Here is a 12,912-nt window from a genome sequence, read left to right on the forward strand (position 1 = left end):
ACTGCCCATGCGTCGCGCCCTGTTCGCGATCACCGGTCTGGCCGCCAGCACCACCGCTCTCGTGGTGCTCAAGGGCGGGCCGGGCGCCGGGCCGTCCGCCCAGGAGGTGCCGGCCGCGCTGGCCCCGGCCACCCCGGGCGCCTCGACGGACCCCGACAAACCGGCCCCCACCGGTGCCGTGCCGGCCGCCACCCCGTCGGGAACGCCCCGCGCCTCGGCGAAGCCGACCCCGAAGCCGGCCGCCGACCGCAGCCCGGCCAGCCGGGGCAGCACCCGCACGCGCACCACACCTGCGGCGCCCCGCACCACGAGCACCGCGCCGAAGGTCACCACCCGCACGGTCACCGGCTCGGCGGTCAAGTTCGAGTTCGGCTCATTGCAGGTCCGGATCACGCTCAGCGGCAACCGGATCGTCGACGCGACCGCGCTGGGGATGCCGCTCGGCGGGCAGTCCGGGCAGCGCAGCGACGACGTGCAGGCCCGCTACAGCGGCACGTCCGGGGAGGTGGTGGACCGGCAGAGCGCCAACCTGAGCACCGTCTCCGGGGCCACCGAGACCAGCATCGCGTACAAGCAGTCGTTGCAGGCCGCGCTGGACAAGGCGTGACCGGTCCGGCCGCCGCCGTCCGGCCCGGCCTGCGCCGGGTCGAGCACATCATGGGTACGGCCATCAGCCTCGACCTGGCCGACGACCTGCCCGCCGCCACCCTGCACTCCGCGGCCGAGCGCACGTTCGACTGGCTGCGCGAGGTGGACGCGCGGTTCAGCACGTACCGCGAGGACAGCGAGGTGTGCCGCCTGGACCGCGGTGAGTTGCGGCTGGCCGACGCCTCCGCCGACCTGCGTGCGGTGCTGGAGCGCTGCGCCGACCTGTGGACCGCCACGGACGGCTTCTTCGACGTGTACGCGACCGGCCGGCTCGACCCGTCCGGTTACGTGAAGGGCTGGGCGGCGCAGGTCGCCTCGGACCGGCTGCTCGCCGCGGGCGTGCCGAACCACTGCGTGAACGCGGGCGGTGACGTGCGGGTGCGCGGCCACGCGCCGGACGGCGGGCTGTGGCGGGTCGGGATTCGCCACCCGTGGAACGCGATGTCCGTCTGTCTGGTGCTCACCGGCACCGACCTGGCGGTCGCCACCTCCGGCGGGTACGAGCGCGGGCCGCACGTGGTGGACCCGCGCCGGGGTGTGCCGGCGACCGGGTTGAGCTCGGTCACCGTCATCGGCCCGGACCTGGGTGTCGCCGACGGGTACGCCACCGCCGCGGTGGCCATGGGCCCGTCCGGCATCGGCTGGCTGGACCGCCTGCCCAGCCCGTGGCGGCACGCGGTGGTGACCGACGACGCCCGCCTGCTCCACTCCCGCACCCTGCCCACCGACCCCCCGCCCGGCGATGATGAGGTTGGCGGCACGTTCACCCGGCGGGTCGTGCCGCCGACCTGATGAGCACCGTGGCGCCCGGGCTCCGGCGCGGCCGTGCGGTGTGGTCAGCGCAGCGGGCGGTGGAGGATGGCCGGCCGGGAGCCGGCCGGCCGGGGGCGGCCGGGGCGGGTGCCCCGGGGGCGGGTGAAGGCCCACAGGCGGGGACGGCGGCGGTGCCGCGCTGGTTCGGTGCCGCCGGTGTAGCGGGCAGCGTCGTCCCTGGACATCGTCGAACCCCCGCTCTGGCGCACACGCGCTCTCGGCAGGCTCAACGAGCCCGGTGCCGGTGAGGTCGCTGTCGGGCACCCGTCCGGGGCCCCGCGCGTCCCCGGAACCACCGCGACGGGCTCAGCGGCCCCGGCGGGGCAGCGGCAGGTGCCCGGGGAGCAGGTCGGTGGTGAGCGTGACCCCGGCCCCGCGCAGCGCCCCGATCAGCGCGTTCTGCACCAGGTACGAGTCGGGTAGCTGCCAGCGGGCCTGTTCGGGGGCGACCGCCCAGCGCACCGTCCCCTCGGGCAGCCGGGTCGGCGGTGCGGGGATCCACGAGCCGGGTCCGTGCCGCACCACGTGGAAGCAGTGCTCCAGCTCCGGCCGCAGCGGGTCGCCGGGGCGGACCAGGAACATCCACCGGCCGGTCGGGGTGACCAGCGCCGGCCCGCGTACCCCGAAGCCGGCCGGATGGTTGGCGACCGTCTCCAGCGCCTGCCGGCCCAGGTGGGCGGCGACCTCCAGCACGTCGAACGCGTGCCCGGTGGGCAGCAGGACGCCGTGCGGGCGTTCCTGCCACCAGCCGGCCACCCGGGCCGCGTCGGTGCTGGCCGCGTGTTCCCAGTCGGCCAGCGCCGGGTGGCAGCCGACGGTGGGGCAGCCGGGCCGGCCGCAGACGAACCGGCTGTTGGCCAGGCAGGCGCCCGGGGTGACGGGCCAGCCGTGCAGCGCGTACCGCACCGCGACCCGGCGCAGCCGGACCCGTTCCAGCGGTGTCAGGTGAGCGACGCGCGGTCGGACGTTCCTCCACATGTGCCATCCCCTCTCGCCCCCGGCAAAGCGTCCACGTGCCACACGTCGAAGGCCGTCACTGTCGTAACCCGCGATCGTTGACCTGACGAACGGCCGGTGCAACTTGCACGAAAACTACGAGAACTGACTGAACGGCGGACGCACACCCTGTGCGACCAGGTCAAACCTGATGGACGGGGAGCCGACCGGCGCGGGTGGGGGGAGCACGGATGGACGAACTGCCGATCGGCCGGCGGGTCTCGTACTGGCGGACCAGACGCAAGATGTCCCAACAGGTGTTCGCCGATCGGCTCGGCAAATCCAAGAGCTGGGTCGACAAGGTCGAACGCGGCGTCCGCCGGTTGGACAAGTTCTCCGTGCTCTACGAGATCGCCGACATCCTCCAGATCGACGTGCAACTGCTGCACGGCCGGGACCCGGAGCGGCGCGTCGACGCGCTCAACTGCATCGACCAGGTCGAGGTGGAGGAGATCCGCACCTCCCTGGTGCGTTATGACGCGATAAGCGCCTACTTCGACGCGGCGCCCTGCCCCCCGCCGCTTGCCGACACGCGCAAGGCGGTCAACCACGCCTGGCTCACCTACCAGTACGGCCGCTACGGCATGCTCACCCGCGCGTTGCCCAAGCTGCTGCGCGACGCCCAGGCGGCGGACGCCTGCTACGGCGACAGCGACCAGGCCCGGGAGGCCGCCCACCTGCTCGGGCAGGTCTACCAGATCACCTCGTCGGTGCTGCGCAAGCTCGGCGAGGGCGAGCTCGCCTGGCTGGCCGCCGACCGCGCCATGGCGGTCGCCCAGCGGGCCGACGACCCGCTGCTGGCCGGCATCGCCACCACCCGGGTCTGCAACGCGCTCGTCGCGATAGGTCGGCCCCGCCCCGCGCTCGAACTCAACGTGCGCATCGCCAACCGCCTGGCCCCCGGCGGCGAGAACGACGCCCGGCCCGAACGCCTCTCCGTCTACGGCATCCTGCTGCTCCAGGGGGCGATGGCCGCCGCACGCATCGGCGACTCGGCGACCGTGGACGACCTGCTCTCCGGCGCCGCCGAGGCGGCCACCCTGCTCGGTGGCGACCACAACCACTACTGGACCTCGTTCGGCCCGACGAACCTGGAGCTGCACCGCGCCGCCGCCGCGGTCGAGCTGGGCGACGGCGGCCGGGCGGTGGAGACCCACCACGGGCTGTCCGAACCGGCGTTCAACGCGCTGCTGCCGGAACGCCGCGCGCACCACATGCTCGACCTGGCCCGGGGGTTCTCCCAGATCGGTGACGTCGCCAACGCCGGCGAGATGCTGCTGCGCGGCGACCGGTTCGCGCCCTCGGAGATCCGGTGCCGGCCCATCGCGCACGAACTGATGTCCGAGATCCTCCGTCGCACACGTGGTGCGCCGCCCGCGCCGATCGCGGAGTTGGCCGAGCACATGGGAGTCGGGGTATGACCGGGCCGCACCCCAGCGGCGGGCAGCGGCGGGTGCTCTACGTCATCGCCTGCGGCTCGCCGCTGGCCCGGCACGTCGGCCGGGTGGTCGACCTCGCGCAGCGGGAGGGTTGGACGGTCTGCGTGGTCACCACGCCGGACGGCGCGAAGTTCGTCGACCGCGCGGCGTTGGCCCGGCAGACCGGCCACCCGGTCCGCACCCACTACAAGAACCCGGGCGACCGCGACGTCCTGCCCTCGGCGGACGCCATGCTGGTCTGCCCGGCCACCGTCAACACGGTCAACAAGTGGGCGGTGGGCATCACCGACACGCTCGCGCTCGGCCTGTTGATCGAGGCGCAGGGGCTGGGGGTGCCGATCGCGGCGGTCCCGTACACGAACGAGGCGATGGCCCGGCACCCGGCGTTCCAGGCCAGCCTGGAACGGCTCGCCGGCTGGGGCGTCCGGGTGGTCTTCGGCGACCACGTGGTACGCCCGCACCCGCCGGGCACCGGCGACCGGCACGCCGCCGGGTTCCCGTGGGACGCCGGCCTGGCCGCCCTGCGCGGCGCGGACCGGCCGGTCTCGCCGGTCGGCTGAGGGACGGGCGGGGGTCCTCCGGTGAGGTCCGGGGACCCTAGCTCGATGGCGGTCGGCGCGTACCGCCCCGGACGCCGGTAAGCTGGCCGGCCGTGAGCACAACCGGATCGCCGCCCACGGTCGCCGACGTGGTGGCCGCGCTGGACCGCCGCTACCCGCCCGCCTGGGCCGAGGAATGGGACCGGGTGGGCCTGGTGCTGGGCGAACCGGACCGGCCGGTACGCCGCATCGCCTGCGTGGTGGACGTGGTCCCGGAGACGGTCGACGAGGCGCTGGACGCCGGGGCGGACATGATCGTCGCGCATCATCCGCTGCTGTTGCGCGGCGTCTCCTCGGTGGCCGCCACCACGTACAAGGGGCGGATCGTGCACCGGCTGATCAAGGCCGACGTCGCCCTGTTCGTGGCGCACACAAACGCCGACGTGGCCGACCCGGGGGTGTCCGACGCCCTCGCCGCCCGCTTCGGGTTGACCGGGTCGCGCCCGCTGCACCCGCCGCGTCCCGGCTCACCGGCCGCCGGCCCCGGGCGGGGCATCGGCCGCGTGGGCGAGCTGCCCACCCCGATGACGCTTGCCGAGTTGACCCGAGTGGCCGCCGCCGTGCTCCCGGTCACCGCCTGGGGCGTTCGCGCCGCCGGTGATCCCGGGCGTATGGTTCGTACCCTCGCGGTGAGCGGTGGTTCGGGGGACAGCTTCCTCGCCGACGCGACCGCGGCCGGGGCGGACGCGTTCCTCACCGCGGACCTGCGCCACCACCCGGCCGGCGAGCACCTCGCCGCCGGTGGCCCGGCGCTGCTGGACGCCGCCCACTGGGCGACCGAACGGCCCTGGCTGGACGACCTGGCCGCCCACCTGGCCGACGAGCTGGGTGTCGAGGTCGTGGTGTCCGACCTGGACACCGACCCGTGGACCGTGCACGCCGCCGCGCCCCGACCGGACGACAAGGAGCCCCGACCGTGAAGGCTGACCCGAAGGTGCAGCGCCGCCTGCTCGACCTGCAGGCGATCGACACCACGCTGGCCCAGCTCGCGCACCGCCGCCGCAGCCTGCCGGAGACCGCCGAGCTGGACGCGCAGGCGCGGGAGCTGTCCGCGCTTGAGGACGAGCGGGTCCGCGCCCAGGTGGCCGTGGACGACCTGGACCGGGACATCGCCCGGATCGAGAAGGACGTCGACCAGGTGCGTGCGCGCAAGAGCAAGGACGAGGCCCGGCTGGCCTCCGGCAGCGGCCCGGCCCGGGAGCTGGAGGCCACCCAGCACGAGCTGGTGTCGTTGAACCGCCGGCAGAGCGACCTGGAGGACGCCGAGCTGGAGCTGATGGAGCAGCGGGAGACCGCGCAGGGGGCGCTCGACGACGTGCAGCGGCGGCTGGTCGAGGTGCGGGAGCGCCGGGCCGCGACCGAGCGGCGTCGCGACGAGACGCTCGCCGAGATCGCCAAGGAGGAGGAGTTCAAGCGCTCCGCCCGCCAGCCGCTCGCCGGTGACCTGCCGGCCGAACTGGTCGACCTCTACGAGCGCATCCGCGCGGACACCGGCATGGGCGCCGCGCTGCTCACCGCCGGCCGCTGCGGCGGCTGCCGGCTGGAGCTGTCCGGCGTCGACCTGGCCCGCATCCGCAGGACCGACCCGGACGACGTGGTCCGCTGCGAGGACTGCCGGCGGATCATGGTCCGGACCAACGAGTCGGGACTGTAGTCGCCATGGCGGTACGCGCGGTCGTGATCGAGGCCGACGGCGGGTCCCGGGGCAACCCGGGGCCGGCCGGCTACGGCGCGGTGGTCCGCGACCCGGAGACCGGTGAGGTGTTGACCGAGCGGTCGGCGGCGATCGGCACGGCCACCAACAACGTGGCCGAGTACCGCGGCCTGATCGCCGGCCTGGAGGCCGCCGCCGAACTGGGCGCGGCCGAGGTCGAGGCGCGGATGGACTCCAAGCTGGTGGTCGAGCAGATGTGCGGCCGCTGGCAGATCAAGCATCCCGGGCTGCGCCCGCTGGCCGCCCAGGCCGCCGCGCTGGTCGGTCGGTTCACCGCCGTGCGGTTCACCTGGATCCCCCGGGACCGCAACCGGCACGCCGACGCCCTCGCCAACGCGGCCATGGACGCCGCCGCCTCTGGCGCGGCCCCGGCCGAGGCGGCGCCGCGCGGCGCGACCGCGTCGGCGCCGCGGGAGCGGGAAGCCGCGGTCACCCGGGCCACCGGCACCGACCCGGCCACCACACCCGCCTCCTGGGAACCCCGCCCGACCGAGGAGGCCACCCGGCTGATCCTGGTGCGGCACGGGGAGACCGAACGCACCGTGCGCAAGCACTACTCCGGCCGGGGCGACGTGCCGCTGACCGACCGGGGGCGGGCCCAGGCCGCGGCCACCGCCGCCCGGGTGGCCGCGCTGGCCCCGTCCGCCGCGGCCGTGGTCAGCTCACCGCTGTCCCGCTGTACGGCGACCGCCGAGGCGATCGCCGCACGGGTCGGCGACCCGCCGGTACGCACCGACGACGACCTGATCGAGTGCGACTTCGGGGTGTGGGAGGGGCGCACCTTCGCCGAGGTGCGGGAGCGTTGGGCGGCGGAGCTGGACTCGTGGCTCGCGTCCACCCGGGTCGCCCCGCCGCAGGGCGAGTCGTTCGTGGCCGTCGCCGAGCGGACCGGCCGGGCGGTGGACCGGCTGCGGTCGGCGTACCCGGGGGAGACCGTCGTGGTGGTCTCGCACGTCTCGCCGATCAAGCTGGTGCTGCGCGACGCGCTCGCCGCCGGTGACGCGTTCCTGCACCGGCTCTACCTGGACACGGCGGGCATCTCGGTGGTGGACCTGTACCCGGACGGCGGCGTCGCGGTCCGCTCGGTGAACGACACCTCGCACCTGTCCGAGGGGTGACGGCCGCCGGGAGCCGCCGGCCGTTCGGCGCACGGCGGCGCCCACTCGGCGCATCGGCGTCCCCCGATCTAATGTGATCCCGTTCACCGGGTCGTAGCCTCCGGCCGTCACATGGCCGACTACGAATGCCCGGAGGGTGTCACATGGCCGCACCGGAACCGGAGGCGCCGGAAACGGCGCGATCCAGGGCGAAGGACAAGAGTCCCTGGAACTGGTTGCTCTTCATCCCGATCGTGGTGCCGCTGATCCCGGCCTTCTTCAACGCCGACGCGCCGCGACTGTTCGGGTTCCCCCGCTTCTACTGGCTGCAACTGGCCTGGATCCTGCTGGGCGTCGGCACCACCACGCTCGTCTACCAGATGACGAAGAAGCGGGGGGCGCACTGATGTGGCGCGACCACCTCACCGAGATCATCGTCTTCTCGCTGCTGTTCCTGCTGGTCAGCGTGTTGGGCTTCGTGGCGGCCCGGTGGCGGGCACCGCGGGACATGGCCCACCTCGACGAGTGGGGGCTGGGCGGGCGCAGCTTCGGCGGCTGGGTCACCTGGTTCCTGGTCGGTGGTGACCTCTACACCGCGTACACGTTCGTGGCCGTGCCCGCGCTGGTCTTCGGGGCCGGTGCACTCGGGTTCTACGCCGTGCCGTACACGATCGTCATCTACCCGCTGGTGTTCCTGGTGCTCTGCCGCCTCTGGTCGGTGTCGCACCGGCACGGCTACGTCACCCCGGCGGACTTCGTGCGCAACCGGTTCGGCTCGCCGATCCTCGCGCTGCTGGTCGCGATCACCGGCATCGTCGCCACCATGCCGTACATCGCGTTGCAACTGATCGGCATCGAGGCGGTGCTCAAGACCATGGGCGTCACCGGGGACAGTGCGCTGGCCCGGCACCTGCCGATCATCATCGCGTTCGCGATCCTGGCCGCCTACACCTACCAGTCGGGGCTGCGCGCCCCCGCCCTGATCGCCTTCGTCAAGGACTCGTTGATCTACATCGTGATCCTGGTCGCGGTGATCTGGCTGCCCCACAAGCTGGGTGGCTGGGGCGCGATCTTCGACGCGGCCGACGCGAAGTTCCAGGCGAGCCCGGCACCCGGCGACGGGATCCTGCTCAACCCCAACAACCAACTCCAGTACGTCACGCTGGCGTTCGGGTCGGCGCTGGCGCTGTTCCTCTACCCGCACAGCATCACCGGCGTGCTGGCCAGCCGGAACCGCGACGTGATCAAGCGGAACATGTCCGCGCTGCCCGCGTACAGCCTGCTGCTCGGGCTGATCGCGTTGCTCGGCTACATGGCGATCGCGGCGAACGTGAAGCCGCTGCCCGGCGCGAAGGCCGGCACGACCGACGGCAACACGGTGGTGCCGCTGCTGTTCGACCAGCAGTTCCCGGACTGGTTCGCCGGCGTGGCGTACGCGGCCATCGGCATCGGCGCGCTGGTGCCGGCGGCGATCATGTCGATCGCCGCGGCGAACCTGTTCACCCGCAACATCTACAAGGAGTACCTGAAGCGGGACGCCACCCCGGCGCAGGAGGCGAACGTCTCCAAGATCACCTCGCTGGTGGTGAAGGTCGGCGCGGTGGCCTGCATCGTCTTCCTGGACCCGCAGTTCTCCATCGACCTCCAGCTCATCGGCGGCGTGATCATCCTCCAGACGCTGCCGGCGGTGGCCCTGGGCCTCTACACCCGCTGGTTCCACCGGGGCGCGCTGATCGCCGGCTGGGCCGCCGGCATGAGCCTGGGCATGTGGATGCTCTACCAGATCGGCAACCCGGCCACCGGCAAGAAGCACTTCGCCGGCTCGGCGTTCCCGCTGGAGAAGTTCGGCTTCGACACCACCAAGACGATCTACGTGGGGATCGTGGCAGTCCTGGCCAACCTGCTGGTCGCCGCGCTGCTCACGCTTGTGCTGCGGGCCGCGAAGGTGGCCGACGGGCCGGACCACACCACCGGAGACGACTACTTCGCCGACGAGGGTGACCCCCGGGTGACCCCCGGCACCGACAGCGACGCCACCTCCGCCCGCGAACCTGTCGCCTGAAAGGAAGGGCCCCCGCTTAACGCCTCCGGTAGAGGCGGGGGCCCTTCTTAACACCTCGCCGGCCGGCCGGGCCGCCAGCTCAGGTCAGCGCCCGCCACAGCAGGTATAGACCGATGGCCGTGCCGAACAGCACGATCACCGCCTTCAACACCACCTGCGGCAGCCTGCGGGCCAGCCGCGCGCCCGCGTACCCGCCGAACAGGGTGGCCGGCGCGACCACCGCGACCGCAGCCCAGTCCACCGGCCCGAACAGGGCGAACACCACGAGCGTGGTCAACCCCACCACCGCCGACAGCAGGTTCTTCACCGCCGACACCCGGGCCAGCGTCGCGTCCAGCACCAGGGCCAGCCCGGCCACCAGCATCACCCCGAGCGCCGCGCCGAAATAACCGCCGTACACCGTACCGAGCGCGACCATGACCTGCACGGTGACGGTACGGCGGCGCGCGCCCAACCGTTCCGGGTGGCCGACCAGCCGGCGCAGCGGACCCTGGAACGCCAGCACCGAGGTCGCGCCGAGCACCAGGAACGGCACCACCACCTCGAACGCGCGGGCCGGGGTGGCCAGCAGCAGCGCGCACCCGGCGATCGTGCCCAACACGGCGGTCGGCAACAGCGACCACAGCGCCCGCCCGCGCGGCAGGTCCATCCGGCTGCCCGCCACACTCGCCACGTACCCGGGAAAGACCGACACCGAGTTGGAGACGTTCGCCGCCACCGGCGGCAGGCCCGTGGCGATCAACGCCGGGAACGTGATCAACGAGCCCCCGCCGGCAACCGCGTTCACCGTGCCCGCGGCCAGACCGGCGGCGACCAGGAGTACGGCGTCGGAGAGGTCCATGATCCCCCGAGGCTAGTACGCCGGAGGCCGGCACGCCGCGTCGGATGAGATGGTCCGCGCCGCCCGGGGTGGAATCGGGGGCGGCGGGCGCGTCGTTAGGATGAGGGCGCGACGGACGAGTCGACCGGGCGGTCGCGTCGACGGGCTCCGGCCCGTCGCCGAGGAACGTCCGGACTCCACAGGGCAGGGTGGTTGCTAACGGCAACCCGGGGTGACCCGCGGGACAGTGCCACAGAAAACAGACCGCCGCCCCGTTACGGGACGGTAAGGGTGAAACGGTGGGGTAAGAGCCCACCAGCACCCCGGGTGACCGGGGTGGCTCGGTAAACCCCACCCGGAGCAAGGCCAAGAAAGGGCCGTCACCGCAAGATGACGACCCGCGCAGACGCTTGAGGGCTGCCCGCCCGATGTCTGCGGGTAGGCCGCTGGAGCCTGCCGGCAACGGCAGGCCGAGATGGATGGCCGCCGCCGGCGCGCCTTCGGGCGTGCCGGGCACAGAATCCGGCGTACAGGTCGACTCGTCCGTCGCCCACCAGCTCAGAGCCTCAATCATGGCTCTGAGCTGGTCGTTTATCTGGTGCCGTTGGTTGACCTTGGTCATCGTTGGGTGGCGTTTGACGGCCTGGCAACGGCCTGAGACGGCCTGGAGGCGGCCTGAGTGTCGGCTCAGTTGACCTCATCTCGGGTCGGGCCTGGCTGTGCCGCCTTGGGCTGTCTCCGGCTGCGCTCGATGGTTTCGGGGTCGAGCCGGCGGCTGTGAGGGAGGGTAGGGCACGTCCTCGCGGTGGAGCTGGTGCCGCGATCCGACGACCCGGTGGCAAGCCAGTCCCGGGGTTGGACTGGCGCGGCAGCCGGAAGCCCCCGACGCACGACCAGGCCGACCCCGCTGGCTTCCGTAGCGGTCTTGGTGGTCCCATTCGTGGATGAGGTGGGATGCGTGCGTGCCGGAGCTGCTGGAGCACCTGGGGGAGATGGGTCTGGTCGGGCTGGTCAAGATTGACGGGGAACGGGAGCGCAAGCCCTGGACCGTGGTGATCTCGGGTCAGCGGCTTGACGGCGCGTTGATCAGGGTCGACGGCCACAGCCTCGATTACTGCCTGCGGCATGTGGTCGCCGCGCTTCACGAGCGCTTCCCGGACGAACTCGCGCTGAGCTGAGATCTGACTGTGGGGCGGTGTCCCGGCGGCTGTCGGTGGCTTACCGCCCCGGCGCCGTAGGCGGCCGGGGCGGCTTGCCGCCGGCCGGGCTTGCCGCCCCGCACCGCGCGGAGCGCGGTGCCTTGATCCAAAACAGAGGAATTCGGCAGCAGAAGATCACAAAGATCACAAAGATCACAAAGACCCACCTTCCGCGGTAGCAGCCACCTCGTTCTGAAGTCTGCATGTCGAGGCTGAATCACTGAGTGAAGGCGGGGTCGCGCTCGGTGGTTGTCCTGTGGGATGGTGCGGGCGTGAGTGAAACGGGGCAGACGGATCGGGTGACGGCGGTGCCGGAGAAGCTGGATCAGTGGCACGACTTCCGCAAGAGCGTGGCACTGGTGTCGATGGTGCTGTTCTTCTTCTGCCTCCTCGCCCTGGGCAACGTCGTCTACCAGCTAGCCATTGCCGGAGACGAACGGGGAGTCTTCGACCCTTGGTCGTTCCTCGGCTTCCTGTCGGTCGCGGTGCCCCTCGGTGTTGCCGCAGTGACCGGCTTGCGCGTCTACCGGGCAACCAACAACGCCGAGTCGAAGCGGCGCGGTCGGATCATGGGCCTCGCGTTGCTCGCCGCCGCCGTCCTGCTCGTCGTAACGGGCGTCATCGGGGACCTGCTGTCGTGAGCTTCTTCGTCGAACCCGGTGCCCTGGACCGGGCCGCGTCCCTCATCAACGACGCGAGCAACGATGCCCAAACAGCGAAGGCGTACATGCTCAGGCACACGGACATGCAGTTCGACAGCCAAGGGCTACTGAACAAGGCGTGGCAGGCTCATGGGCAGCTCGTTGATGAGATGACCAAGCGGCTCACCCACCTGGTCGACCTGCTGAACAAGTCACGAGATGCGCTGCAAGGCACCGCGAACTACTACCGGCACACCGACACCGGCAACGCGGCCCGCCTGGACGCCACCTACCCGACCGTTGACCGCAGCGGCTACGAACTTCCCGCTGGGCGCCCGCTGAGCGGGAACATGCCGTGAGAGAGCCTCGTCCTGACGGCCGTTCGATGGCTTGGCGGGGCTCCTGCGCGGTGCCGCCGGCTGTCGTGAATGGCGGGCACGTCCTGGCGGTGGTGCTCCTGGCGAGGCTCGGAGATGCGGTGGCAAGCCAGTCCCGGGGTTGGACTGGCGCGGCAGCCGGAAGCCCTGTCCACGCGAACAGGCCAACACTTCGAGGACGTTGTCCTGGCTGGCTTCGCCCCGCTGGAGGTGAGCGGGAGGGGCATGTTCGGGCTCGTCGTTCTCGATGTTCCACCGACAGCGGATCTGCCACGGGTGCGGTGGCTCCTACGCGACGGTGAACGCACCGGCCGCTGGATAGTCGATGAGCTGTGTGTCACCACGGCATGGCGGGCAGCCGCTCCATGATCGCCGACGACGGATGCCCCCACGACTTCACCGGCGACCGCTGTGCGAGTGGTTTCCACGTGGTGGATGCCGCTCGTCCACGCGTCAACCAGGGGCACGTGTCAGTGCTGGGGCGGCCGGCGCGATCGGCTGCGGAAT

General features: G+C 72.3%; 15 protein-coding genes and 1 other RNA gene. 13 read left to right on the forward strand and 3 right to left on the reverse strand.

The features are described 5' to 3' along the window. Window positions 1–7: 7 nt before the first annotated feature. The gene (locus tag ACLQ2X_RS16530; RefSeq protein WP_425681910.1) at window positions 8–607 is read left to right on the forward strand and encodes an FMN-binding protein; all 600 of its coding nucleotides are present in this window, start codon (window positions 8–10) and stop codon (window positions 605–607) included. A gap of 50 nt (window positions 608–657) precedes the next feature. Next, window positions 658–1,440 (forward strand): FAD:protein FMN transferase, encoded by a 783-nt coding sequence (locus ACLQ2X_RS16535; RefSeq protein ID WP_425681961.1) that lies wholly within the window; start codon window positions 658–660, stop codon window positions 1,438–1,440. A gap of 44 nt (window positions 1,441–1,484) precedes the next feature. Here the strand turns inward: ACLQ2X_RS16535 and ACLQ2X_RS16540 are convergent, their stop codons facing one another. Continuing rightward, window positions 1,485–1,646, reverse strand: a complete 162-nt coding sequence (locus ACLQ2X_RS16540) for a hypothetical protein (RefSeq protein WP_425681911.1) — start codon at window positions 1,644–1,646, stop codon at window positions 1,485–1,487. 121 nt (window positions 1,647–1,767) lie between these two features. Continuing rightward, on the reverse strand, window positions 1,768–2,439 hold the full coding sequence (locus ACLQ2X_RS16545) for a bifunctional DNA primase/polymerase (RefSeq protein ID WP_425681912.1): 672 nt from the start codon (window positions 2,437–2,439) through the stop codon (window positions 1,768–1,770). Window positions 2,440–2,648: 209 nt separating this feature from the next. Between ACLQ2X_RS16545 and ACLQ2X_RS16550 the strand changes: the two genes are divergently transcribed. The 7 genes from ACLQ2X_RS16550 to mctP all read left to right on the forward strand — a co-directional run bounded on the left by ACLQ2X_RS16550 (window position 2,649) and on the right by mctP (window position 9,368). Then, entirely contained in the window at window positions 2,649–3,878 is a 1,230-nt protein-coding gene (locus ACLQ2X_RS16550; protein WP_425681913.1) for a helix-turn-helix domain-containing protein, read from the forward strand. Then, window positions 3,875–4,456, forward strand: coding sequence for a flavoprotein (locus ACLQ2X_RS16555; protein ID WP_425681914.1), 582 nt, complete (start codon window positions 3,875–3,877; stop codon window positions 4,454–4,456). The genes ACLQ2X_RS16550 and ACLQ2X_RS16555 overlap by 4 nt, the downstream gene beginning before the upstream one ends. A gap of 92 nt (window positions 4,457–4,548) precedes the next feature. Continuing rightward, entirely contained in the window at window positions 4,549–5,415 is an 867-nt protein-coding gene (locus tag ACLQ2X_RS16560) for a Nif3-like dinuclear metal center hexameric protein (RefSeq protein ID WP_425681915.1), read from the forward strand. Then, window positions 5,412–6,149, forward strand: coding sequence for a zinc ribbon domain-containing protein (locus ACLQ2X_RS16565; protein WP_425681916.1), 738 nt, complete (start codon window positions 5,412–5,414; stop codon window positions 6,147–6,149). Before ACLQ2X_RS16560 ends, ACLQ2X_RS16565 begins: the two co-directional genes overlap by 4 nt. 5 nt (window positions 6,150–6,154) lie before the next feature. Then, window positions 6,155–7,327, forward strand: coding sequence for a bifunctional RNase H/acid phosphatase (locus ACLQ2X_RS16570; RefSeq protein WP_425681917.1), 1,173 nt, complete (start codon window positions 6,155–6,157; stop codon window positions 7,325–7,327). Window positions 7,328–7,470: 143 nt separating this feature from the next. After that, on the forward strand, window positions 7,471–7,713 hold the full coding sequence (locus tag ACLQ2X_RS16575; RefSeq protein ID WP_425681918.1) for a DUF3311 domain-containing protein: 243 nt from the start codon (window positions 7,471–7,473) through the stop codon (window positions 7,711–7,713). Then, window positions 7,713–9,368, forward strand: coding sequence for a monocarboxylate uptake permease MctP (mctP, locus tag ACLQ2X_RS16580; RefSeq protein ID WP_425681919.1), 1,656 nt, complete (start codon window positions 7,713–7,715; stop codon window positions 9,366–9,368). Before ACLQ2X_RS16575 ends, mctP begins: the two co-directional genes overlap by 1 nt. 79 nt (window positions 9,369–9,447) lie before the next feature. Here mctP and ACLQ2X_RS16585 read toward each other — a convergent pair whose 3' ends face one another. Next, window positions 9,448–10,209, reverse strand: a complete 762-nt coding sequence (locus ACLQ2X_RS16585; RefSeq protein WP_425681920.1) for a sulfite exporter TauE/SafE family protein — start codon at window positions 10,207–10,209, stop codon at window positions 9,448–9,450. Window positions 10,210–10,325: 116 nt separating this feature from the next. Between ACLQ2X_RS16585 and rnpB the strand changes: the two genes are divergently transcribed. The 4 genes from rnpB to ACLQ2X_RS16605 all read left to right on the forward strand — a co-directional run bounded on the left by rnpB (window position 10,326) and on the right by ACLQ2X_RS16605 (window position 12,387). Beyond that, window positions 10,326–10,734, forward strand: an RNA gene (gene rnpB / locus ACLQ2X_RS16590) — RNase P RNA component class A. A 398-nt stretch (window positions 10,735–11,132) separates the two neighbouring features. Then, window positions 11,133–11,366: a hypothetical protein gene (locus ACLQ2X_RS16595; protein ID WP_425681921.1), complete on the forward strand. Its 234-nt coding sequence runs from the start codon at window positions 11,133–11,135 to the stop codon at window positions 11,364–11,366. A gap of 293 nt (window positions 11,367–11,659) precedes the next feature. Then, complete coding sequence (locus ACLQ2X_RS16600) at window positions 11,660–12,028, forward strand: hypothetical protein (RefSeq protein ID WP_425681922.1); 369 nt, start codon at window positions 11,660–11,662, stop codon at window positions 12,026–12,028. Beyond that, window positions 12,025–12,387, forward strand: a complete 363-nt coding sequence (locus ACLQ2X_RS16605) for a hypothetical protein (protein ID WP_425681923.1) — start codon at window positions 12,025–12,027, stop codon at window positions 12,385–12,387. Before ACLQ2X_RS16600 ends, ACLQ2X_RS16605 begins: the two co-directional genes overlap by 4 nt. The last annotated feature ends 525 nt before the right edge of the window (window positions 12,388–12,912 follow it).

Origin of the sequence: Micromonospora sp. DT31 (genome assembly GCF_049841795.1) — a bacterium.
Lineage (GTDB): Bacteria > Actinomycetota > Actinomycetes > Mycobacteriales > Micromonosporaceae > Micromonospora.

Bases quoted from the DNA above. Each gene is read 5' to 3' on its own strand.
- ACLQ2X_RS16530 (WP_425681910.1), top strand. From the start codon at position 8: ATGCGTCGCGCCCTGTTCGCGATCACCGGTCTGGCCGCCAGCACCACC.
- ACLQ2X_RS16535 (WP_425681961.1), top strand. From the start codon at position 658: ATGGGTACGGCCATCAGCCTCGACCTGGCCGACGACCTGCCCGCCGCC.
- ACLQ2X_RS16540 (WP_425681911.1), bottom strand. From the start codon at position 1,646: ATGTCCAGGGACGACGCTGCCCGCTACACCGGCGGCACCGAACCAGCG.
- ACLQ2X_RS16545 (WP_425681912.1), bottom strand. From the start codon at position 2,439: ATGTGGAGGAACGTCCGACCGCGCGTCGCTCACCTGACACCGCTGGAA.
- ACLQ2X_RS16550 (WP_425681913.1), top strand. From the start codon at position 2,649: ATGGACGAACTGCCGATCGGCCGGCGGGTCTCGTACTGGCGGACCAGA.
- ACLQ2X_RS16555 (WP_425681914.1), top strand. From the start codon at position 3,875: ATGACCGGGCCGCACCCCAGCGGCGGGCAGCGGCGGGTGCTCTACGTC.
- ACLQ2X_RS16570 (WP_425681917.1), top strand. From the start codon at position 6,155: ATGGCGGTACGCGCGGTCGTGATCGAGGCCGACGGCGGGTCCCGGGGC.
- ACLQ2X_RS16575 (WP_425681918.1), top strand. From the start codon at position 7,471: ATGGCCGCACCGGAACCGGAGGCGCCGGAAACGGCGCGATCCAGGGCG.
- mctP (WP_425681919.1), top strand. From the start codon at position 7,713: ATGTGGCGCGACCACCTCACCGAGATCATCGTCTTCTCGCTGCTGTTC.
- ACLQ2X_RS16585 (WP_425681920.1), bottom strand. From the start codon at position 10,209: ATGGACCTCTCCGACGCCGTACTCCTGGTCGCCGCCGGTCTGGCCGCG.
- ACLQ2X_RS16595 (WP_425681921.1), top strand. From the start codon at position 11,133: ATGAGGTGGGATGCGTGCGTGCCGGAGCTGCTGGAGCACCTGGGGGAG.